Source organism: Hyphomicrobium methylovorum (genome assembly GCF_013626205.1).
GTDB lineage: Bacteria > Pseudomonadota > Alphaproteobacteria > Rhizobiales > Hyphomicrobiaceae > Hyphomicrobium_B > Hyphomicrobium_B methylovorum.
This window is the reverse complement of sequence record NZ_QHJE01000001.1, coordinates 3,223,027-3,243,314: the sequence shown is the minus strand read 5'-3', so window position 1 is coordinate 3,243,314 and position 20,288 is coordinate 3,223,027. Positions and strand designations below refer to the sequence as shown.

15 protein-coding genes are annotated in these 20,288 nt (G+C 58.2%); 11 read left to right on the top strand and 4 right to left on the bottom strand.

What is annotated here, in order from left to right; all coding sequences use genetic code 11:
• Window positions 1-15: 15 nt before the first annotated feature.
• The 4 genes from DLM45_RS15395 (at window position 16) to DLM45_RS15380 (ending at window position 5,327) form a co-directional block, all read left to right on the top strand.
• Window positions 16-1,539: an undecaprenyl-phosphate glucose phosphotransferase gene (locus tag DLM45_RS15395; protein ID WP_246317446.1), complete on the top strand. Its 1,524-nt coding sequence runs from the start codon at window positions 16-18 to the stop codon at window positions 1,537-1,539.
• A 33-nt stretch (window positions 1,540-1,572) separates the two neighbouring features.
• Complete coding sequence (locus DLM45_RS15390) at window positions 1,573-2,844, top strand: O-antigen ligase family protein (RefSeq protein ID WP_181337954.1); 1,272 nt, start codon at window positions 1,573-1,575, stop codon at window positions 2,842-2,844.
• A gap of 507 nt (window positions 2,845-3,351) precedes the next feature.
• A complete protein-coding gene (locus tag DLM45_RS15385) occupies window positions 3,352-4,713 on the top strand; it encodes a sensor histidine kinase (RefSeq protein WP_181337953.1) in 1,362 nt (453 codons plus the stop codon).
• Complete coding sequence (locus tag DLM45_RS15380; protein WP_181337952.1) at window positions 4,710-5,327, top strand: response regulator; 618 nt, start codon at window positions 4,710-4,712, stop codon at window positions 5,325-5,327. The genes DLM45_RS15385 and DLM45_RS15380 overlap by 4 nt, the downstream gene beginning before the upstream one ends.
• 95 nt (window positions 5,328-5,422) lie before the next feature.
• On the opposite strand, the gene DLM45_RS15375 is transcribed toward DLM45_RS15380, so the two are convergent.
• Together DLM45_RS15375 and DLM45_RS15370 are read right to left on the bottom strand one after the other, a co-directional pair.
• Window positions 5,423-5,983 (bottom strand): SRPBCC family protein, encoded by a 561-nt coding sequence (locus tag DLM45_RS15375; protein WP_181337951.1) that lies wholly within the window; start codon window positions 5,981-5,983, stop codon window positions 5,423-5,425.
• 145 nt (window positions 5,984-6,128) lie between these two features.
• Window positions 6,129-6,500: a response regulator gene (locus DLM45_RS15370; protein WP_181337950.1), complete on the bottom strand. Its 372-nt coding sequence runs from the start codon at window positions 6,498-6,500 to the stop codon at window positions 6,129-6,131.
• A 466-nt stretch (window positions 6,501-6,966) separates the two neighbouring features.
• Here DLM45_RS15370 and DLM45_RS15365 point away from each other — a divergent pair, with 466 nt between their 5' ends.
• Window positions 6,967-7,500: a superoxide dismutase family protein gene (locus DLM45_RS15365; RefSeq protein WP_181337949.1), complete on the top strand. Its 534-nt coding sequence runs from the start codon at window positions 6,967-6,969 to the stop codon at window positions 7,498-7,500.
• 4 nt (window positions 7,501-7,504) lie between these two features.
• Window positions 7,505-7,828 (top strand): hypothetical protein, encoded by a 324-nt coding sequence (locus DLM45_RS15360; RefSeq protein ID WP_181337948.1) that lies wholly within the window; start codon window positions 7,505-7,507, stop codon window positions 7,826-7,828.
• A 31-nt stretch (window positions 7,829-7,859) separates the two neighbouring features.
• Here DLM45_RS15360 and DLM45_RS15355 read toward each other — a convergent pair whose 3' ends face one another.
• Window positions 7,860-8,771: an alpha/beta hydrolase family protein gene (locus DLM45_RS15355; RefSeq protein WP_246317444.1), complete on the bottom strand. Its 912-nt coding sequence runs from the start codon at window positions 8,769-8,771 to the stop codon at window positions 7,860-7,862.
• A gap of 454 nt (window positions 8,772-9,225) precedes the next feature.
• Here DLM45_RS15355 and DLM45_RS15350 point away from each other — a divergent pair, with 454 nt between their 5' ends.
• A complete protein-coding gene (locus DLM45_RS15350) occupies window positions 9,226-10,317 on the top strand; it encodes a glycosyltransferase family 4 protein (RefSeq protein ID WP_181337946.1) in 1,092 nt (363 codons plus the stop codon).
• Between the two features lie 72 nt (window positions 10,318-10,389).
• Entirely contained in the window at window positions 10,390-12,570 is a 2,181-nt protein-coding gene (locus tag DLM45_RS15345; RefSeq protein WP_181337945.1) for an amylo-alpha-1,6-glucosidase, read from the top strand.
• A gap of 38 nt (window positions 12,571-12,608) precedes the next feature.
• Here DLM45_RS15345 and DLM45_RS15340 read toward each other — a convergent pair whose 3' ends face one another.
• Window positions 12,609-13,409: a response regulator gene (locus DLM45_RS15340; protein WP_181337944.1), complete on the bottom strand. Its 801-nt coding sequence runs from the start codon at window positions 13,407-13,409 to the stop codon at window positions 12,609-12,611.
• A 214-nt stretch (window positions 13,410-13,623) separates the two neighbouring features.
• Between DLM45_RS15340 and DLM45_RS15335 the strand changes: the two genes are divergently transcribed.
• From DLM45_RS15335 to DLM45_RS15325, 3 genes are all read left to right on the top strand, one after another.
• The gene (locus DLM45_RS15335; RefSeq protein ID WP_181337943.1) at window positions 13,624-13,863 is read left to right on the top strand and encodes a NepR family anti-sigma factor; all 240 of its coding nucleotides are present in this window, start codon (window positions 13,624-13,626) and stop codon (window positions 13,861-13,863) included.
• A gap of 5 nt (window positions 13,864-13,868) precedes the next feature.
• Window positions 13,869-14,405, top strand: coding sequence for a sigma-70 family RNA polymerase sigma factor (locus tag DLM45_RS15330; RefSeq protein WP_181337942.1), 537 nt, complete (start codon window positions 13,869-13,871; stop codon window positions 14,403-14,405).
• Window positions 14,406-14,602: 197 nt separating this feature from the next.
• Window positions 14,603-20,284: a HAMP domain-containing protein gene (locus tag DLM45_RS15325; protein ID WP_246317669.1), complete on the top strand. Its 5,682-nt coding sequence runs from the start codon at window positions 14,603-14,605 to the stop codon at window positions 20,282-20,284.
• Window positions 20,285-20,288 lie beyond the last annotated feature (4 nt).

Below are 20,288 nucleotides of genomic sequence, written 5' to 3'. Positions count from 1 at the left end.
TGGGACGACGCATCAATGGCACTTTCGCACTCCATGCTCACCTCGACGGTCATCAACTTCGCCGACGCGAAATTGGCACACCGTGCCGCGCGTCGTCCGAAACTGATCGACGATCGCCGCACGGCCGCTCAGAGCACGATGTCGCCGGTTGTCGTCCGCGGCAGCATTCGCGCCATCGAGTTCCTGACCGTAGCTCTCCTTGGCCTCGCCATCGCCCAGCTCTACGTTGACACCGGCGTCCTGCAGAACACCACCTACCCGCTCGCGACGGCCCTGGTTGGCGCAGCGACCGTGTTCGGCTTCGGCATGCTCAATCTCTACAGCCTGCACGCGCTCTCGGCTTATGTCCGCAACATGCCGACCGTGATGCTCGGCTGGACGACGGCGTTCGCCGCTCTGGTTGCTGGCGTGTTCTTCTTAAAGATCGGACAGGATGTCTCTCGCGTTTGGCTGCTCACCTGGTTTGCTTCGGGTGCGCTCGCATTGATCGCCATCCGCGTCGCCGCTGGGTGCTTCGTGAAAGCGGCCGCCCGGTCCGGCCGTCTCTGCCAGCGCGCCGCCATCTACGGCACGGGGCCCGTAGCCCAGGCGCTCATCGATGATCTGGAAGCCGATCCGAATTCGATCGTCCGCATCGCTGGCGTCTTTGACGACCGTGGCGACGCACGCGCACCGTCGGAGATTTCTGGCTATCCCAATCTCGGCGGTGTCGACGACCTGATCCGCATGAGCCGCGCAAAAACGCTCGATCTCGTGATCGTGTCTCTTCCGCTCGCTGCCGAAGCTCGCCTCTCGAACCTGGCGACCCGTCTTTCGGTTCTTCCGGCCGCGATCAAGATGCCCGCTCGTGCCGCTGGGATCCGCTTTTCTCCGCACACCTATTCGCATGTCGGCTCGGTCGCGATGATCGACCTGTTCGACAAGCCGATCTCGGATTGGAACTCCGTATCGAAATGGCTCTTCGACAAGATCGTCGGAACCGTGGCCCTCGCGCTTTTCGCGCCGCTGATGCTCATCATCGCGCTTGCCGTAAAGCTGGAAAGCCGCGGACCGGTGCTCTTCCGCCAGAAGCGCTACGGCTTCAACAACGAGCTGATCGAAGTGCTGAAGTTCCGCTCGATGTACACCGACCGTTGCGACGCCACCGCTTCCAAGCTGGTGACGAAGAACGATCCGCGCGTCACGCGCGTCGGCCGCTTCATCCGCAAAACGAGCCTCGACGAGCTTCCCCAGCTCATCAACGTCCTCTGCGGATCGCTGTCGCTGGTCGGCCCGCGTCCCCACGCCGTCAAAGCAAAAGCTGGCGATCAGCTTTATGACGAGGTCGTCGACGGCTACTTCGCACGTCACAAGGTGAAGCCGGGCATTACCGGTTGGGCACAGATCAACGGCTGGCGCGGCGAGACCGATACCGAGGAGAAGATCGAAAAGCGCGTCGAGCACGATCTCTACTACATCGAGAACTGGAGTGTGTTCCTTGACCTCTCCATCCTTCTCAAGACGCCGATTGCCCTGCTGAAAACGGAAAACGCGTACTGATCTTTTCGCAAGCCGCTTGAGAGAAACGCTGCAATGATGTCGTCCGCCGCCCTGGCGCCAGACACCGCTTACATCGATTTCGGCCGTGCGCGCACGAACGGATACGTGCATCGCATTGCGTTGGCGTGCGTGTGGTTGACGATCGCGTTGAGCTCAATCGTGTTCAGCGAACCAGCGCCCGTCGACGCATTGACACTCGGCCTGATGATCTTGTTGCCCGTCGTAGGGCTGACGCAAAGCAAACCGTTGCTTTGGGCGGGATTTGCAATCCTGCTGGTCATCACGGCCTCCGGGTTCCTGAGCGCCATCCCCGCACGGGACAGCGCGCTTGCAACCTCATACATGATCGTAAGCCTTTATCTCGTCGGCGCCGCGTTCCTGTTCGCAAGCTTCGTGGCGAAGCGGCCCGAAGCGCACATGCCGCTTATTCTCAATGCGTTCCTGATCGCCGGTGTCATTGCAGCTCTATGCGGTATCGTCGGTTATCTCGATCTCTTGCCCGGCGCATACGATCGCTTTACCCGCTACGACCGCGCCTCCGGACCGTTCAAAGATCCGAACGTATTCGGGCCATTTTTGATCGCCCCGCTGTTGACCGCGTTGCATCTCTGGCTGGTTCGTCCGCTTCATCGCGGTATCATGCCGATCGTGGCGGCAGCCATACTCGCAGCGGGCATCCTGTTCAGCTTCTCGCGCGGTGCGTGGGCTGCGGCTGCAATCGCCGTCTCGCTCTACGTCTACTTCTATACGATCACGGTGCGGACGAACCGCGAGCGCGTCAAGCTCGGGGCACTCATCCTGTTTGGAGCGATGGCGTTGGTTATGCTCCTCGCAGTCGCCCTGCAATCGAACGCGATCGCCAGCTTGCTCGAGCAGCGTACCGCTCTGACGCAATCCTACGATGTGGGGCCAAACGGTCGCTTCGGCGGGCAGATGAAAGCCGTCGGGCTGATCCTGGAAAACCCATTCGGTATCGGCTCGCAGGTGTTCGCGCGCTTCTACCATCATGAGGAAGTCCACAACGTCTATCTCAGCATGTTCCTCAATGCCGGATGGATCGGAGGCCTCCTATTCCTGCTCGTCGCAGTCGCAACGATCGTTGTCGGGTTCCGTCATGCGCTCCTGCGGGGACGTGAAACGCCGCTCTTCCTGATCGTGTATGCGGCACTCGTCGGGAATCTCTGCGAAGGCGTTCTGATCGACAGCGATCACTGGCGCCATATCTATCTGCTGCTGGGTTTGGTGTGGGGCATGATGGCGGCGGACCGGCCCACAACGCGCCGTCCAAGCATCGTGTCCGCTTAAAGCGTCTCCACCCGCAGAACGAGACGCTGGGTGAATATGAGACGTTTGGTGCCGGTACTTTTTCCCGGACTCCCTAAAAACCGCCCATTCTGAAGCAACTTCAGCCGAGGCGTGCGATTGCCGACTTAGGCAACGCGAGTAGAATTATTCTCCAATATGTGGGAAGTTCAATCTTCGATATTTGAAGCCGCAGGCAAAGTCCGCGGCGATTCTCCGGCGCGGGACATCTGGGCTGCATTTGCCCGGTTTTCGGCCGCTACACGCTTCGAACGGCGCTCCTCAAGCACCAACTGATGGTCGATGAATTCGACCATCCTGACCCGATGGAGGTTCGCCACGTAGGATTTAAAATGGGTCGACATCACTGGATCACTCGGCTTCTTTGCCAGGCTGCAGTGCATGTTCTTTGCCAAATCCCGGGAAATTCGCCCGTATAACTTGACGCACCACGGTCTTCGACGCAAAAGAAGTTACAATGTAACAAATGCCCTAGGAACCGCCGGTCAGATGCCACTTAGACGACGCTTGCTGCTGTTGGTTGCCCTCGTCCTGGCCGCGTGTCTTTTGGTAGCGAGCGTGCTCACCTACTGGGCAGGTCTGAGGAAGATCGATCTGGAAATGTCGTCGGCCATCGAAGTCGGCGACAGCGCCGTGATGGAAGCCATGGCATCCATCGACTCCAGCACCGATCCTGCCGCGCACGTCCGCCGAACCATCGCGTCGTTTAACGGAGACCGTCATCTCGTGGCGCGGCTCATCGGCCCGGACGGTGAGGTCGTCGACGTTTCCCAACTCAAACCACCCGCCGATCCACCTCCGGCTTGGCTGTTCGATCTGCTGGGACGCCATTCCTATTCGCGCACCTTCCCTCTGCCCGGCGCATCCAAAAACCTCGGCCAACTACGCATAGACGCCGATCCGCACAACGAAGTGTCGGAAGTCTGGGAAGATCTGAAACTGAAACTGCTGATCGTAACGGCCTTCTGCGCGGTCGTTTTGAGTTTGATCTACGCCATTCTCGGCAGAGCGCTTCGTCCGCTCGAAGATCTCTCCGCCGCGCTTCATCGCATTGGCCAAGGCGATTACACAGCCAAGGTCTCAGAGACAGGCCCGCAAGACCTGCAGGACATTTACCGCGCCTTTAACCGCATGGCCGACGAATTAAACGCGTCCGAGCAGCAGAACCACCGCCTCAACGAGCAACTCTCGACGGTACTTGAGGAAGAACGCTCGGAAATCGCGCGCGACCTGCACGACGAGATCGGCCCGTTCCTGTTTGCCGTGGACGTGGATGCCCAATCGATCCCCTCGCATTTATCGCGCGACGCGAAAGACGCCGTTAGCGATCGCGCCAAGGCCATTCGCCAGAACGTCCAGCATATGCAGTTGCATCTGCGCAGCATTCTGAGCCGTCTTCGTCCGGCGCTGCTCATCGACCAGGGGTTGGACCATGCGGTTGAAAATCTCATCGCGTTTTGGCGAACCCGGCGGCCGGGCATCACATTCAATTCGCAAGTTACTAACGAACGCTTTCCCGCCAACATCGAAGAGACGGCATTCCGCATCCTGCAGGAAGGCACCAGCAACGCGGTCCGTCACGGCAAGCCCTCAACGATCACGTTGACGGCGCGGATCTCCAGCCCGCGGACGCTTGAAGTGACCGTGTCCGATGACGGCACCGGACTTTCCGCCACCTCCAATCGCGGTTTCGGACTGATTGGAATGCGGGAACGTATCGCCATTCTCGGCGGTAAACTCAATGTTGTTACGAGCAATGACGCACAGGGCGTCACGCTCATCGCAGAACTTCCGTTGCCTGAAAAATCAAAACAAACAAGAAACAGCTATTTAGCGACGAGTGCAGCATGAAAATATTGATTGTCGACGATCACGGTGTTGTTCGTGAAGGCCTGCAGAGATTATTTGTCTCCCATTTCGAGGCAGACGTTTCTGAGGCCGTGAATATTGAAGATGGACTTGCAAGCTATACGCATGCGCGCCCCGACGTCGTGGTGCTCGATCTCAATCTCGAAGGCGCTGGCGGACTAGAACTGCTTCGCCGCGTGCTGGGCTATGACCCCAACGCTCGCGTCATCGTATTCAGCATGCACCACGAGCCGATATATGCGGTGCGTGCACTTCGCGGCGGCGCCCGCGGTTACGTCAGCAAAAGCGCGCCGGTCGAGGAACTCATCTCGGCAATCCGAAAGGTGCGTGCTGGCGAGCAGTACATCGATCGCGATCTTGCCTCGCGCATAGCCGTCAGCCAGATTTCGCCCGATGATCCACTGCAGTCGCTTTCGATCCGCGAGGTCGAAATCCTGCGCATGCTCGGTCAAGGCAAGAGCATGACGGCGATTTCGGAAAACCTTGGCATCGCTTACAAGACGGTCGCGAATATCTGCACTCAAATGAAGGTCAAGCTCGGCGTCGACCGGACGGCAGATCTCATCCGCCTCGCGATAGAGACCCTGAAAACCTAAACGCAGCCACCAAGCACAGCGCGCAAAAAAGCCGGTAGCGGTGAGAACCATTACCGGCAAATTCAAAACAATTTCGAGATCAGGCGGACGCGTTCTTAGTCGTCGTTATCGGGCTTCGCGCTCGCGCCGCTCTCTTGAGCCTTGATGTTGTCGAGGCCCGCCTTGAAGATCGTATCGATCACGTCGCGCGCTTCTTTCTTGTCCTTGCCTTCTGCCGGATCGAAGACAGCAGACCAGGCAAAATTGATCTCGTCCTCATCATCGTCGTCCGGCGTCAGCGCAAACTGCGCCTGATAGTTCGTAACGGGAAGCGGGCTCTCGAGGATTTCATAGCGATAGAAGTTCGGCTTCACATCGAGCAGCTTCTCTTTGATCTTGCCGCCGTCCTTGAGCGTCAACACCCTCATCTTCGCATCGCCCTCCATGCTTTCCTCGCATGAAGCAACGGCAGGATGCCAATCCTTGATGGCGCACCATCCGCCAAATTTCTCCCAAAGGCGGGTGCGCTCCGCATCCATGTTCTTGGGATCAACTTTGATTTCGAGCTTCTTGCCGACGGCCAAACTGGCGGCGTTGGCAACCGTGCCCGTCAGCATTGCCGAAGCTCCCAGCGCAACTGCACCTACGGCGGCGGCGGCGGCCTTTGCAAAACCCATTGCTTCACTCCCGATGTTGATCCTCGCAGCAAGCTCTACGAGAAAAACGCGCGGATGCGCTTCACAAGAATGTTACCTTATTACAACGGGAAGATCTGGAAAAGCTGGTGCGCGTCAGAAATGTACGAATGGGAAATTTTCGCGATCAGGAAACGGTTGCGGCTTGGGGTCCAGCGGCCAGCAAGGTCTCTATTGCCAAAGCAAACGCATCGAACGAATAGGGCTTCGATACGATGATCTCGTCGCGGAACTCGGGCAGAATATCGCGCGCGTTGTAGCCGGTGCCCCACGCGAACGGAATTCCACGGGCGCGAAGAGTTTCAGCCAATTCGTATGTCAGCGGACCATCGAGAGCCATATCGAGAATGACAGCATCAAACTCTGTCGTTTCGATGAGGTTCAGTGCCTTGCCGATAGTAGAGGCAGGACCAACCGTCTCGTGGCCCAAATCAGCAATCCAGCTTTCGAGCATCATCGAAATGACTGCCTCGTCCTCGATGATGAGTACTTTCGCCATAAAATCTGCGCCTTAATCAGAACGGCCGAGATACGTAGCCGGATGCTGGCGATCTGTCTGTGTAATTTGACATGCCATGCCAGAATGTGACCCGCGGGTGGCTGTTACCATTTGGGATGTCACAGGCGCAGCTTCCAATTAGTCCCGCGCACATAGCAGCCATTCGCTTCTATACGGCCAAATCACAAGCCTTGCGCGTGCAGAAAAGGTGGAGCGCCCGGATCCCCTGTTTTTGAACCGGGACGCTCCGAAACCACAGCATTGGGGGCAGTCGCACTGAGGGAGGTGCGTGCTGTGGTCGGAATTGTACCGCTGAGCGCAGCCCTGGTTTCATCATGCGTCAAAATAAGTCTAATTCAGAGATATGATAGGAGCGGGCCCGTCATCACGCCTTGACTCGGAACTGCCCTCCTCCCAACTCGTTGTCACTATAAAGATTTATTCCCCAAATCCGCGGAGAACACAGATGAAAACGCCGATGCTCGTGACCGCTGCCCTGCTGTCCGGTGCCGCCCTCGCAACAGCAGCTTATGCCGCACCGGTTTCTGTCGATATTCACGCGATCTCGGCGGCCGGGACGGGTGACAAGATCGGCACGGTAGAAATCTCGGAGAAATCCGGTGGCGGTCTGGAATTCAAAGTCGATCTGACGGGCATTGCGCCTGGCGAGCACGGCTTTCACGTTCATACGAACGGCGATTGTTCCGCCGCTGAAAAAGACGGCAAGACCGTTCCGGGATTAGCTGCAGGCGGACACTACGATCCCGATGGACACAAATCCCACAAGGGTCCGGCAGGCGCCGGACATAAGGGCGATCTTCCGTTCCTCATTGCGACCGACAAGGGCGTCAATGTCGTCGTTTCCGTTCAAGATCTGAAGCTGAGCGACGTCCTCGGACGCGCACTCGTCGTCCATGAAGGCGGCGACAACTACACCGATCATCCGGAAAACGGCGGCGGCAAGGGACGCATCGCCTGCGGAGTCATCCCGAAAGGATAACATCATGCACGCACGTGTTCGAAACGGCATAGCCACGTTGGCAGCAATCGGTGCATTGCTGCCTCTGGCGGCGCAATCATGGGCGCAGGCACCAGCCCCGGCGCCTTCCGAAACGGCACCTGCTGCTGAACCAAACGCCGACCAGGGCGATCTCCAAAAGGACGAGCCACTCACCAAGAAGTTCGACAAAAACGACGGCGTTTTAAAACCGCCGTCGGGAGTCGATCCGGAAATTCACAAGCCGACACCTGAAGGCACGGGCGATAAGATGCCGGTCATCATTCCGCCCGGAGAACCCGGCGGCGATCAGAGCATCAAACCGAAGTGACGAACCTAGCCACCAGCGGACGCGCGACGAATTACTTCGTCGTCGCGTTCGTTGCAGATGTCTCGATCATCGCAGCCTGAGTGGCGGACGCAGCGCCGCTGGCTTTGCTCTTTTCGGTCTTAGCCGACCCCGGTTGAGCTGCCATGTGCAGCGTGTCCCCGCTACCCTGCTGAACGCGACCAAGAAAACTCGCGAGACGTGCTCCCCAGATATCCCAGCCCCGGCGGTCGTCAGCAATGGTGTGCCCGTCCCGGCCATACGGCGGAAGGATGTGTTCCTCGACTTGCCCGCCAGCATTCCCCCAGACTTGCGCCAGACTTTTCGCGAGCCGCGGTCCAAAATAGCTGTCGTTCTCGGAATAGAACCAAATCGTCGGCACGTGTGAATGATGCGCATAGCTCTGCGCTGCCGACAAAAGCTCTTCGACACCGCAAACAGCGTTGGCTCGTCCATAAGCATGGCCGCCGCGTCCGCCCGCGAAATTCACCACGGCTTCGACTTGCGGAAGATTACGTCCGGCAAGCGCGAGCGACGCCCAGCCGCCGGTCGAAACGCCAACAACCACCGCGCCCTTGCTGGCGACAAACGGTTCCTTAGTCAGGTATTCGACAACAGCTTCGATGTCATCGGCAGCCACGTTGCCCGAAGCGAAATGATCCGGACGATCGCAGGTACCGATCGATTCAACGAGCGCTCCACCGGTTGCCCCGTGCCCCCGCCGCTGCGGCAGAACGACGACGTATCCACGATCCACGAACCAGCGCGACATCCAGTAATAGATCGGCATCGCCACAGCCAATCGCGTCGCCTCATCCGTTCCGTGATTGATGACGACGAGCGGACGCGGGCCCGTAAAGCCTGCACCGTCATCTGGCCGGAACACCGTCGCGCGCAAACTCAGATTGGGATCGCCACTCGGCAGGATCCAAAGCTGTTCGCGCATGCGCGAACCTTCAGGACCGAATGCTCCATATCGCTGGTCGCCAGCGCGCGCCGCATTTGAAATCGCAGCGCATGACAGCACTGCAAACGCCATAGTCAAAATAAAAGATAGCCACGCGCAGCGTGGTGATCCCCCGGAACTCAACATACACTCCATCCCCGTAGCGCATTGCGCCGCAATATTGGAGCGCGCCCCGGAATATACGTCAAGCGCCAATAACCCGTGCGAAACACACGGCAATTGCCCGGAATCCGGGCTTCAATCGGCTTTCAGAACTGCGGCATTTCAGATTCCGATGCAGCTCCGACACAGGATCGGAACGCGATCCCAAGCTCGGTCATCCGCTCGTGCAAAACGCAATGATCGCCTGCGGCGCCGTCGCTCTACGCCAACGAGTCCGGAACGAAATCGAAAAGGCGGAGTTGTGATTCGCGGTGATAAGGAAGACTTTGCAATGAGAATCGCACAAATCGGACCTCTGATTGAAAGTGTTCCACCGCGGTACTACGGCGGCACCGAACGCATCGTTTCGTACCTTACCGAAGAACTCGTCGCTCAAGGTCACGACGTCACGCTGTTTGCCAGCGGCGACTCCATCACGTCGGCAAATCTCGTTTCATGCTGCACGAAAGCGCTGCGCCTCAATCCGGACGTACGCGATCCGATCCCCTACTACATGATCATGCTCGATCGGGTTCGCCGCATGGCGCCCGCGTTTGACATCATGCACTTCCATATTGACCAGTTTCATTTTCCGCTGTTTCACGGCATCGCCAGCCATACGATGACGACGCTGCACGGTCGCCAAGACCTGCGCGATCTTCAGCAGCTCTACCATGCGTTTCCCGATATGCCGCTTGTCTCGATCTCGGACTCGCAACGCACGCCGCTCCCGTTCGCAAATTTCGCAGGCACCGTCTATCACGGCCTGCCGCAGAACTTGCATCGGCCGACATTCGCACCGCACGGCGGATACATGGCATTCGTCGGACGAATTTCTCCGGAAAAACGCCTCGACCGCGCAATCGAGATTGCTCACGCTGTCGGCTTCCCAATTAAAATCGCAGCGAAGATCGACAAGGTCGACGTCGAATATTTCGAACAGAAGATCAAACCGCTTCTGTCAGGTGGCGACGTGGAATTTGTCGGCGAGATTTCCGACGCCGACAAATCTCGCTTCATCGGCGAAGCATCCGCCCTGCTGTTCCCGATCGATTGGCCCGAACCATTCGGCCTCGTCATGATCGAAGCGATGGCATGTGGCACGCCCGTTCTCGCGTTCAATCACGGCTCTGTGCGCGAAGTGATCGATAACGGCGTGACAGGATATATTGTCGATAGCGTAGAAGAGGCAGTCGCCATCGTTCCGCAGCTTCTCGCGCTTGACCGCAGGCGTGTACACCGTCAGTTTGAGAAGCGGTTCACGGCAGCGCGCATGGCGAAAGCCTACACACAGCTTTATGCGCGGGCACTCGCATCGCGCGTTCCAATGCGCGAACGCATTTCGGACGAGGTCGGACCGCCGATGGAAACGGCCGTCAACTAACCGGCGGCAAATTGTAAATGGGGGTGGGCGAAGCCTGGGCAACAGGCGTGCCTAAGCGGGAGACATCATTAAATGACAGTCGCGGCACGTCGCGAACAACGCGCCGACGAACGCGAGGAACCTGAATTTCTCGTGTCGACGTCCAACGGATCCGGGCGTGCGCAGGAAACGCTGAAGCACGACGATGCCTTTGCCGTCGTAGACACGCATGGCGACATCGGAGCTTACGGCGACCGCGCCAACGGCCTATTCTACAAAGATACGCGCTATCTTTCCCGGCTCGAATTGCTGGTCGCGCGCAGCACGCCGCTTCTTCTGGGTTCGACACTCGACCAAACCGATTTGCAGCTCTGTGCCGATCTGACGAACCCGGACGTCTTCGCAGATGACGCACTTTGGCTGCCCAAAGATGCCATTCACATTTTCCGCACAAGCTATGTTCGAGATGGCGCGCTTCGCCAGCGGATACATTTCACCAATCATTCCCACAAGGCGATCGATCTCGTTGTATCGATTATCTTCGATTGCGATTTTGCCGACATCTTCGAAGTACGCGGGATGCGGCGCAACAAGCGCGGCACCGTCACGCGCAGCCTGAAAACGGCGCACTCGGTCGGGTTCTCGTACGAGGGACTCGATGGGGTCATGCGGCGCACCGCAGTCCACTTCGAGCCAAAACCGAAGTCGCTTTCCGAAAGCTATGCGCTGATAAACCTGCATCTGACGCCCAAACAGTCCTCGAGCGTGTTCGTTACAGCGACAGTCGAAACCGGACGCGTCAATCCACCTTGTTCTTACATAAAAGGCCTGCGCGACGCTCATAGGGCCCTTAAACGTCTCGACAACGAAGCGACTGGCATTTTAGTCGCGAACCCGGAACTCAATTCCGTTCTGAAGCGCGCACAAGCCGATCTTCGTCTATTGACGACAGAGACCGAAGACGGACCTTACCCCTACGCTGGCACGCCCTGGTATTCGACGACGTTCGGCCGGGACGCGCTCATCACAGCACTACAGGTGCTCTGGCTTGAGCCCGCTCTGGCGCGCGGTGTGTTGAAGCGACTTGCACGCCTTCAGGCGACGGAATTCGACTCCGAAGCCGACGCACAGCCCGGAAAAATCCTCCACGAAATGCGCGGCGGCGAAATGGCGGCGCTGCGCGAGATCCCGTTCGCCCGTTATTACGGTAGCGTCGATTCCACGCCGCTTTTCGTGATGGTTGCCGGCGCTTACCTGATGGCCACGAACGATCGCGCCTTCTGCGCGGAAATCTGGCCCAGCGTGCAGCGTGCGCTCGAATGGATCGACGGCCCGGGAGATCCTGATGGTGACGGCTTCGTCGAGTATGCCCGCGAAACCGATAACGGATTGGCCAATCAGGGCTGGAAAGACAGCTTCGATGCGGTTTTTGATCACCAAGGTAATCTTGCAAATGGCCCGATCGCCCTCGTCGAAGTGCAAGGATACGTTTACGCCGCGAAACATGCAGCAGCCCACATGGCCGCTCACCTCGGCGATAGTCGACGAGCGGTAGACCTCCGACAACAGGCGGAAAGCCTCAAAGCAAAATTCGAACGCAAGTTCTGGTGCGACGAGATCGGGTTCTATGCACTCGGACTCGATGGTGACAAGAACCCCCTTCGCGTCCGCTCGAGCAACGCGGCGCATATGCTGTTTACAGGCCTCGCATCACGCGATCGCGCGCACCGTGTAGCAAGCGAGATCAGGACGCCCGACTTCTTTTCCGGTTGGGGCATCCGCACTGTTGCGACATCTGAATCGCGTTTCAATCCGATGTCGTATCACAACGGTTCTATCTGGCCGCACGACAACGGCATGATCGCCGCGGGCCTTGCGCATTACGGATTGCGCGATCGCATTCAACCGATATTTGACGGCCTGCTAGCAGCCGCCCTGCAGATGGAGCAACGGCGGTTGCCGGAGCTTTTCTGCGGATTCCGCCGCCGCCCGAACCGTGCACCGATACTGTATCCCGTCGCGTGCGCACCCCAGGCGTGGGCCAGCGGCGCCATGCTGCACATGTTGAGCTCGATGCTTGGCCTTGAAATCAACGGTGAGCTTCGAACGCTGGCTCTTCGGTCGCCAAGACTGCCACCGAGCGTCGGCTCAATTTCGATTGAGGGAATTCGCGTCGGTGAGGGTTCTGCTGACTTTACGCTTCATAGCCGGGGCGAGCGCGTGGTGCTCGACGTAACGGATTGCCGGGGCGGTGCAAAGGTCATCATGGCGTAGCGCGCAGCGCTGGTCTGCTCATGACGACGTGTTGAGATCTAAGCCGCGGCCGGACGAAGATGCGCGCGCGTGTCGAAGAATAGCGCCTGACTGATGATTGCCATGACGGTCTCACGCTGAAATGGCTTCGAGATCAGGAATGTCGGTTCTGGCCGCGCACCGGTGAGAACTTTCTCCGGATACGCCGTGATGAAAATAATTGGCACCTCGCCGTCAGCCACGATTTCCTTGGCCGCATCAAGCCCGCTGCTGCCATCGGCCAGCTTCACATCCGCAAGAACAAGACCGGGTTTGCGGCGCTGAACAGCAGCCAATGCTTCCGTTTTGGTCGTCGCAACATCCTGCACGGTATGACCAAGGCTCGTGACGATCGTCTCGAGATCCATCGCAATCAGCAGTTCATCCTCGATGATGAGAACGTTCGTTGCCACCTGATGCGCAATTTCCTGCCCGGCGATGTCGAGCAGCCGTTCGATGTCACTCTCTTCAATCTCAAGAATGGTAGCCGCTTCGCTCGCAGTAAAACCTTCTACGGCGACGAGAAGAAAGGCCTGACGCGGCAACGAACTGATCGAATTGATACGCTGCTGTGCAGTTCCAGGCGCGTTGATAGCTTCTGCTCCGGGTGAAGAAAGCCGCACCGAATTCCATACGCGCAAAAATAAATGATAGAGCGCAACTCTCGGCGGTAACTCAGCGGGAAAATCGCTAGGCGACGACACTAAGCCCTCAAGAAGCGTCGCGACATATCCGTCACCGGCTTCCTGTGTACCGGACAATGTCCGCGCAAAACGCCTGAGATACGGCAAATGTGGACGAATTGCTTGGGCGATCGACATCGGATTGGCACCTCCCACCACGGCTGGATCCCGATTGCAGGTTCCTCCATGCTGCTCCGCAACCCCAAACGTCGAAACAATTCATAAGTTCCAGCCTGGAACGAATTTAACTCCGCGACGTTCGCCTTTCATGGAAACGCCCCAGAACAACATTGTTCGAAACTTTGTCTCTACAGCGGCGATCGCAAATACGGTGGAATCTTAGATCTTTTCTATGCAGCAACGGTTCGACATTCCGGATGACCGGAACGGCAATGACCCCGAGATCACGGAGCGGGAAGAGCCGATCCCTGCGCCCGAGCCGGAGTTAGATGCGCATCAAGTCGCGAAACTTCCAGGCATCGCGACGCAGCTCATCGGCGAACGCATACGTTCGATGTACGCGGTGATGGTCAGTGAAGCCGTCCCCGACGAACTCTTGCAACTCATCCGCCAGCTCGAGTCCAAGGAGTAGCCGGATTGACGGAGACTCCGAGCTTTGGCGACGCGTTGATCGCAACGATCCCCAATCTACGGGCCTTCGCGCATTCGTTGTGTGGAGATAGCCAGCTATCCAACGATCTCGTGCAGGAAACGCTGCTGAAGGCTTGGGCACACAAGGACTCGTTCGTTCCAGATTCCAATCTTAAAGCCTGGCTTTTCACGATTTTGCGCAATACGTATTTCACGCTCTATCGCAAGTCGCAGCGCGAAGAACTGGACGAAGATTACGCCGCCATGAACGCCAGCGTACCGCCGACGCAATTGATGCATCTAGAATTTGCTGACATGCGAAAAGCGCTGATGCGGCTCACACCGGATCACCGCGAAGCGCTTTTGCTCATTACCGCCGAAGGCTTTTCGTACGAAGACGCGGCCCGCGTTTGTGGCTGCGCGGTCGGCACCATGAAAAGTCGCGTCAATCGCGCGCGCAGTCGCCTCATCGAGGAAACGAGTGGCGGCGAACAGGAAGCGCCCCCCTCCCCGCCCGCCAAAACATCGACATCAGGCGGCTGAATTTAACCGACAGGATTCTCATGGAGCGACGGGCTGGGTCGTTTGCTCGCCCATGTTTACGCTAAGAGAGCGCTGAACAGCGCGCCGCTCGGCCGGTAAAAATATTTGCATCCGAGCCGAAAAAAGACGGAACCAAACCCCGTTCGATTGCGTTGCTTAGCGTTTATGTCATGCGGGGAATTTCAATGTCCGAGCAAATGGACGTCGCTGGGCCTGACCGGGCCGACAACACCAGCTCCGTCCTCGTTGAAATGCTCCACGCTCTCCAGGCTGTGAAATCCGGCGACTTCTCGGTCCGCATGCGCGGTGACTGGGAGGGAATTCCGGGAAAAATCGCCGACACATTCAACGACATTATTGCAACGAACCAGCGCATGGCAGGGCAGCTGCACCGCGTCGGCGAAGTCGTCGGCAAGGAAGGCCTCACCAATCAGCGCGTGACTTTCGGATTGGCCCACGGTGCCTGGGGCGAGATGGAGCAATCGGTCAATTCGCTCATCGACGATCTTTTGCGCCCGACAGCTGAAGTCACCCGCACGATTGAAGCCGTGGCGCAGGGCGACCTGCTCGAGCCAATGCGGCTCGACGTGAACGGGCGCCCGCTAAAGGGCGAATTCTTGCGCTCCGCCACGATCGTCAACACGATGATCAAGCAGCTCTCGGTATTCACCTCGGAAGTGACGCGCGTCGCGCGCGAAGTCGGCACCGAGGGCAAGCTCGGCGGACAGGCACAGATCCGCGAAGTGACCGGCGTTTGGAAAGATCTGACCGACAGCGTCAACTCCATGGCCTCCAACTTGACGGCGCAGGTTCGAAACATTGCCGAAGTCACCATCGCCGTCGCGCACGGCGACCTATCGAAAAAGATCACCGTGGACGTGCGCGGCGAAATTCTTCTTCTGAAGGAAGCCATCAACACGATGGTGGAACAGCTTCGTTCGTTCGCCGCTGAGGTGACGCGCGTGGCACGCGAAGTCGGAACCGAAGGTCGCCTTGGCGGACAGGCTGTCGTGCCCGGTGTCGGCGGCACCTGGAAAGATTTGACCGACAACGTCAACCTGCTGGCTGCAAACCTCACGACGCAGGTTCGTAACATCGCTGAAGTGACGACCGCCGTCGCCCGCGGTGACCTCTCACGCAAGATCACCGTCGACGTGAAGGGCGAAATTCTCGAACTGAAAAACACCATCAACACGATGGTCGATCAGCTGAACGGCTTTGCCTCGGAAGTGACGCGCGTGGCACGCGAAGTTGGCACCGAAGGACGCCTCGGCGGACAGGCCACCGTGCCGGGCGTCGCCGGTACGTGGAAGGATCTGACCGACAACGTCAACTCGATGGCCGGAAACCTCACCGGCCAAGTGCGCAACATCGCCGACGTTGCGACGGCCATCGCCCGAGGCGACCTCTCGAAGAAGATCACCGTTACGGTCTCCGGCGAAATCCTTCAGCTCAAAGAAACTATCAATACGATGGTCGATCAGCTGAACGCATTCGCATCGGAAGTGACGCGCGTGGCACGCGAAGTCGGCACCGAAGGGAAACTCGGCGGACAAGCCGATGTCCGCGGCGTCGCCGGAACGTGGAAAGACTTGACGGAAAGCGTCAACTCGATGGCGTCCAACCTAACCACACAGGTGCGCAACATCGCAGACGTTTCGACAGCGATCGCCTCAGGCGACTTGTCGAAGAAAATCGACGTGGATGTACGCGGCGAAGTTCTGGAGCTGAAGGAAACCATCAACACGATGGTCGATCAGTTGAACGCATTCGCTGGCGAAGTCACCCGCGTTGCGCGCGAAGTCGGCACCGAGGGCAAGCTCGGCGGACAGGCAACCGTGCCGGGCGTCGGCGGCACGTGGAAAGACTTGACCGACAACGTCAACTCAATGGCGTCGAACCTGACGGCGCAAGTCCGAAACATCGCCGAGGTGACGACCGCCGTTGCGCGCGGAGACCTCTCGCGGAAGATTACCGTCGACGTGAAAGGCGAAATTCTCGAACTTAAGAACACCATCAACACGATGGTCGATCAGTTGAACGCCTTCGCCTCCGAAGTGACGCGCGTGGCGCGCGAAGTCGGCACCGAGGGCAAGCTTGGCGGACAGGCACAGGTCTCCGGCGTCGCTGGAACGTGGAAGGACTTGACCGACAACGTCAACTTCATGGCTGGCAACCTGACGGCGCAAGTTCGAAACATCGCCGAAGTCGCAACAGCCATTGCCTCGGGAGACCTGTCGAAAAAGATCACCGTGGACGTGCGCGGCGAGATCCTTCTGTTGAAGGAAACGCTGAACACGATGGTGGAACAGCTCCGGTCGTTCGCAGCCGAGGTGACGCGCGTTGCACGTGAAGTTGGCACCGAAGGCCGCCTCGGCGGTCAGGCCGTCGTGCCCGGCGTCGGCGGAACGTGGAAAGACCTGACCGACAACGTCAACCTGCTGGCCGCAAACCTCACGACGCAGGTTCGAAACATCGCCGAAGTCACGACCGCCGTCGCGCGCGGTGACCTCTCGCGAAAGATCACCGTCGACGTCAAAGGCGAAATTCTCGAACTCAAAAACACCATCAATACGATGGTCGATCAGTTGAACGGCTTTGCCTCGGAAGTGACGCGCGTTGCGCGCGAAGTCGGCACCGAAGGGCGTCTCGGAGGACAGGCCACCGTGCCGGGCGTCGCCGGTACGTGGAAGGATCTGACCGATACCGTCAACGTCATGGCCGCAAACCTCACCGAACAGGTGCGCGGCATCGTCAAGGTCGTGACGGCCGTTGCTGAGGGCGATCTGAAGCCAAAGCTCACCGTAAAATCAAAAGGCGAAATCGCGGCCCTCGCCGAAACGATTAATGACATGACCGATACGCTGGCACTCTTCGCGGACCAGGTGACGACAGTTGCGCGCGAAGTCGGCGTTGAAGGCCGCCTCGGCGGTCAGGCGAACGTTCCAGGTGCTTCGGGAACATGGAAAGATCTGACAGGCAACGTCAACCTGCTTGCGGACAACCTGACGAACCAGGTGCGCGCCATTGCTGAAGTCACAACCGCCGTGACCAAGGGCGACCTCACACGCTCAATCCAAGTGGAAGCACGCGGCGAAGTCGCGGAATTAAAAGACTACATCAACACGATGATCGGCAATTTGCGCCTAACGACAGAGCGCAACACCGAGCAAGATTGGCTGAAGACGAACCTCGCGCGTTTCACCGGCATGCTGCAAGGCCAGCGCGATCTCGTCACCGTCGGCAAGAGATTGCTTTCGGAACTTGTCCGGCTGGTCAACGGTCACCAAGGCGTCATCTACCAATTCGATGCAACCAGCAATCAACTGAAGCTGCTGGCACGTTACGCGGACGACGCCGATCAAGGATTCCCCGAGCGCCTCGAATTTGGATCGGGCCTCATAGGCCAATGCGCGTTGGAAAAACAGCGCCGGCTGCTGACGGACATTCCACCCTCTACCATTCCGATCGACGCGGTCGTCTTCAAGGCCGTTCCCAAGAGCGTCATCGTCCTGCCGGTCACATTCGAAGGTCAGATCAAGGCCGTCATTTCGCTAAGCTCGTTGCACGACTTTGAACCCGCGCACCTGACGTTCCTCGAACAACTGACCGTCGACATCGGCATCGTGTTGAACAGTATCGAAGCGACGATGCAGACCGAAGAACTGCTGACGCAGTCGCAGGAACTCGCATCCGAGTTGCAGGAACAGCAAAAGGCTTTGCAGAAAACCAATGAAGAGCTGGCGCAGAAGGCGCAGCAGTTGGCGGAACGAAACGTCGAAGTCGAACGCAAGAATGAGGAAATCGATCAGGCCCGCCGCGCCGTCGAGGAAAAGGCAGCCGAACTCGCACTCACCTCGCGCTATAAATCTGAATTCCTCGCCAACATGTCCCACGAGTTGCGCACGCCGCTCAACAGTATCCTCATTCTCGGCCAGCAACTGGGCGACAATCCGGATCGCAATTTGACGGATAAGCAGGTCGAGTTCGCGCGCACGATCCACGGCGCTGGAACAGACCTGCTCAATCTCATCAGCGACATTCTCGATCTCTCCAAGATCGAATCCGGCACCGTATCGGTCGATGCCGAAGAGATCGCGTTCAACGGATTGCTTGAAGCCGTCGCTCGCCCCTTCCGCCACGAAGCAGAGCGTCGCGGCCTCGACTTCACGATGAGCTTCGATCAAAACCTCGGAAGAACGATCTACACAGACTCAAAGCGCCTTCAGCAGGTGCTGAAAAACCTGCTGTCGAATGCGTTCAAGTTCACGCATGAAGGACGCGTGCATTTTTCAATAAAACCGGCTTCCATGAAGTGGCACGCCGACCAGCCGCTGCTCGCATCGAGCCCCCTCGTCGTCGCTTTCGAAGTCGAAGACTCTGGTATCGGCATTCCGGCCGACAAACAGAAGCTGATCTTCGAGGCATTTCAGCAAGCGGACGCCAGCACCAACCGCAAGTATGGCGGCACCGGCCTCGGCCTCGCCATCAGTCGCGAACTCGCACATCTGCTCGGCGGCGAAATTCAATTACGCAGCGAACCGGGAAGAGGCAGCGCATTTACACTCTATCTCCCCATTCGTTATGCATCCCGCACCTCGGAAACGCGACCCAAAGCAGCCCTCGCGTCGCTGCAGAATTTGCCATCACAAACGCAGACGATTGTAAGCGAAACGATCGATGACGATCGCGACGCCATCTCGGCTGGCGATCAGGTTTTGCTGATCGTTGAAGACGACGCAAACTTCGCGCGTGTTCTCTTGGATGCCGCGCGCAAGACCGGTTTCAAAGGTATCATCTGCCAGCGCGGCGCCGATGCCATGACAATTGCAACGGATTACAATCCGACGGCGATCTCTCTCGATATTCACCTGCCGGATATTCTTGGCTGGTCCGTTCTCAGCCAGCTGAAGCACAATCCGTTGACGCGCCACATCCCGGTTCAGGTCATCACCGCGGATGACGATCGCCATCACGGCTTGGCTCGCGGTGCGTTCTCCTACCTGACGAAGCCTCTCGAAAAAGATCACCTGAAGCAGGCGCTCTCCCGCATCGCCGCCTATGCCAACTCGGACCGCAAGCGCCTGCTGATTGTCGAAGACGATGCCGCGGAGCGTTTCAGCATCGCTGAACTTCTCGAAAATGCCGACATTGAAATCTTGACCGCCGCCGACGGCACAAGCGCCATAGACATCCTCAATAGCCAAGCCGTCGACTGTGTCGTTCTCGATCTCAAACTGCCCGATATGACGGGCTTCGAATTACTCGAAAGAATGTGCGCGAGCGCGGAACTGCGGGACATTCCAGTTGTAGTCTTTACTGGTCGCGAACTCTCAACCGAAGAAGACAAGAAAATCCGCCAGCTTGCACGAACTGTCGTCGTGAAAGGCGTGGAATCGCCGGAACGCCTCCTCGATGAAACCGCACTCTTTCTCCATCGGGTCGTCTCAGACCTCCCGGCTGATAAGCAGGCATTGTTATCGCGGCTGCACGGCACAGATGATTTTCTGATCGGTCAGAAAGTTCTGCTGGTGGACGACGATGCACGAAATATCTTCGCCTTGAGCAGCCTGCTGGAACGCCGCGGCATGGACGTTCTGACAGCGACAACAGGGCTTGAAGCCATAGAAATGCTGGAGTCCAATGATGTTTCTATCGTTCTCATGGACATTATGATGCCGGAAATGGACGGCTATCAAACGATGCAACGCATTCGGGGAAGCGAACGCCACCAGCGCTTGCCGATCATCGCCTTGACAGCAAAGGCAATGAAAGGTGATCGAGAAAAGTGCCTGGAAGCCGGCGCATCGGACTATCTTGCGAAACCGGTCGACACCGAACAGTTGATTTCAGCGCTGCGCATGTGGCTGCATCGATAGGGGG

Coding starts and splice junctions, on each gene's coding strand:
- DLM45_RS15395 (WP_246317446.1), top strand. CDS start 16: ATGGCACTTTCGCACTCCATGCTCACCTCGACGGTCATCAACTTCGCC.
- DLM45_RS15390 (WP_181337954.1), top strand. CDS start 1,573: ATGATGTCGTCCGCCGCCCTGGCGCCAGACACCGCTTACATCGATTTC.
- DLM45_RS15385 (WP_181337953.1), top strand. CDS start 3,352: ATGCCACTTAGACGACGCTTGCTGCTGTTGGTTGCCCTCGTCCTGGCC.
- DLM45_RS15380 (WP_181337952.1), top strand. CDS start 4,710: ATGAAAATATTGATTGTCGACGATCACGGTGTTGTTCGTGAAGGCCTG.
- DLM45_RS15375 (WP_181337951.1), bottom strand. CDS start 5,983: ATGGGTTTTGCAAAGGCCGCCGCCGCCGCCGTAGGTGCAGTTGCGCTG.
- DLM45_RS15370 (WP_181337950.1), bottom strand. CDS start 6,500: ATGGCGAAAGTACTCATCATCGAGGACGAGGCAGTCATTTCGATGATG.
- DLM45_RS15365 (WP_181337949.1), top strand. CDS start 6,967: ATGAAAACGCCGATGCTCGTGACCGCTGCCCTGCTGTCCGGTGCCGCC.
- DLM45_RS15360 (WP_181337948.1), top strand. CDS start 7,505: ATGCACGCACGTGTTCGAAACGGCATAGCCACGTTGGCAGCAATCGGT.
- DLM45_RS15355 (WP_246317444.1), bottom strand. CDS start 8,771: ATGCGCGAACAGCTTTGGATCCTGCCGAGTGGCGATCCCAATCTGAGT.
- DLM45_RS15350 (WP_181337946.1), top strand. CDS start 9,226: ATGAGAATCGCACAAATCGGACCTCTGATTGAAAGTGTTCCACCGCGG.
- DLM45_RS15345 (WP_181337945.1), top strand. CDS start 10,390: ATGACAGTCGCGGCACGTCGCGAACAACGCGCCGACGAACGCGAGGAA.
- DLM45_RS15340 (WP_181337944.1), bottom strand. CDS start 13,409: ATGTCGATCGCCCAAGCAATTCGTCCACATTTGCCGTATCTCAGGCGT.
- DLM45_RS15335 (WP_181337943.1), top strand. CDS start 13,624: ATGCAGCAACGGTTCGACATTCCGGATGACCGGAACGGCAATGACCCC.
- DLM45_RS15325 (WP_246317669.1), top strand. CDS start 14,603: ATGGACGTCGCTGGGCCTGACCGGGCCGACAACACCAGCTCCGTCCTC.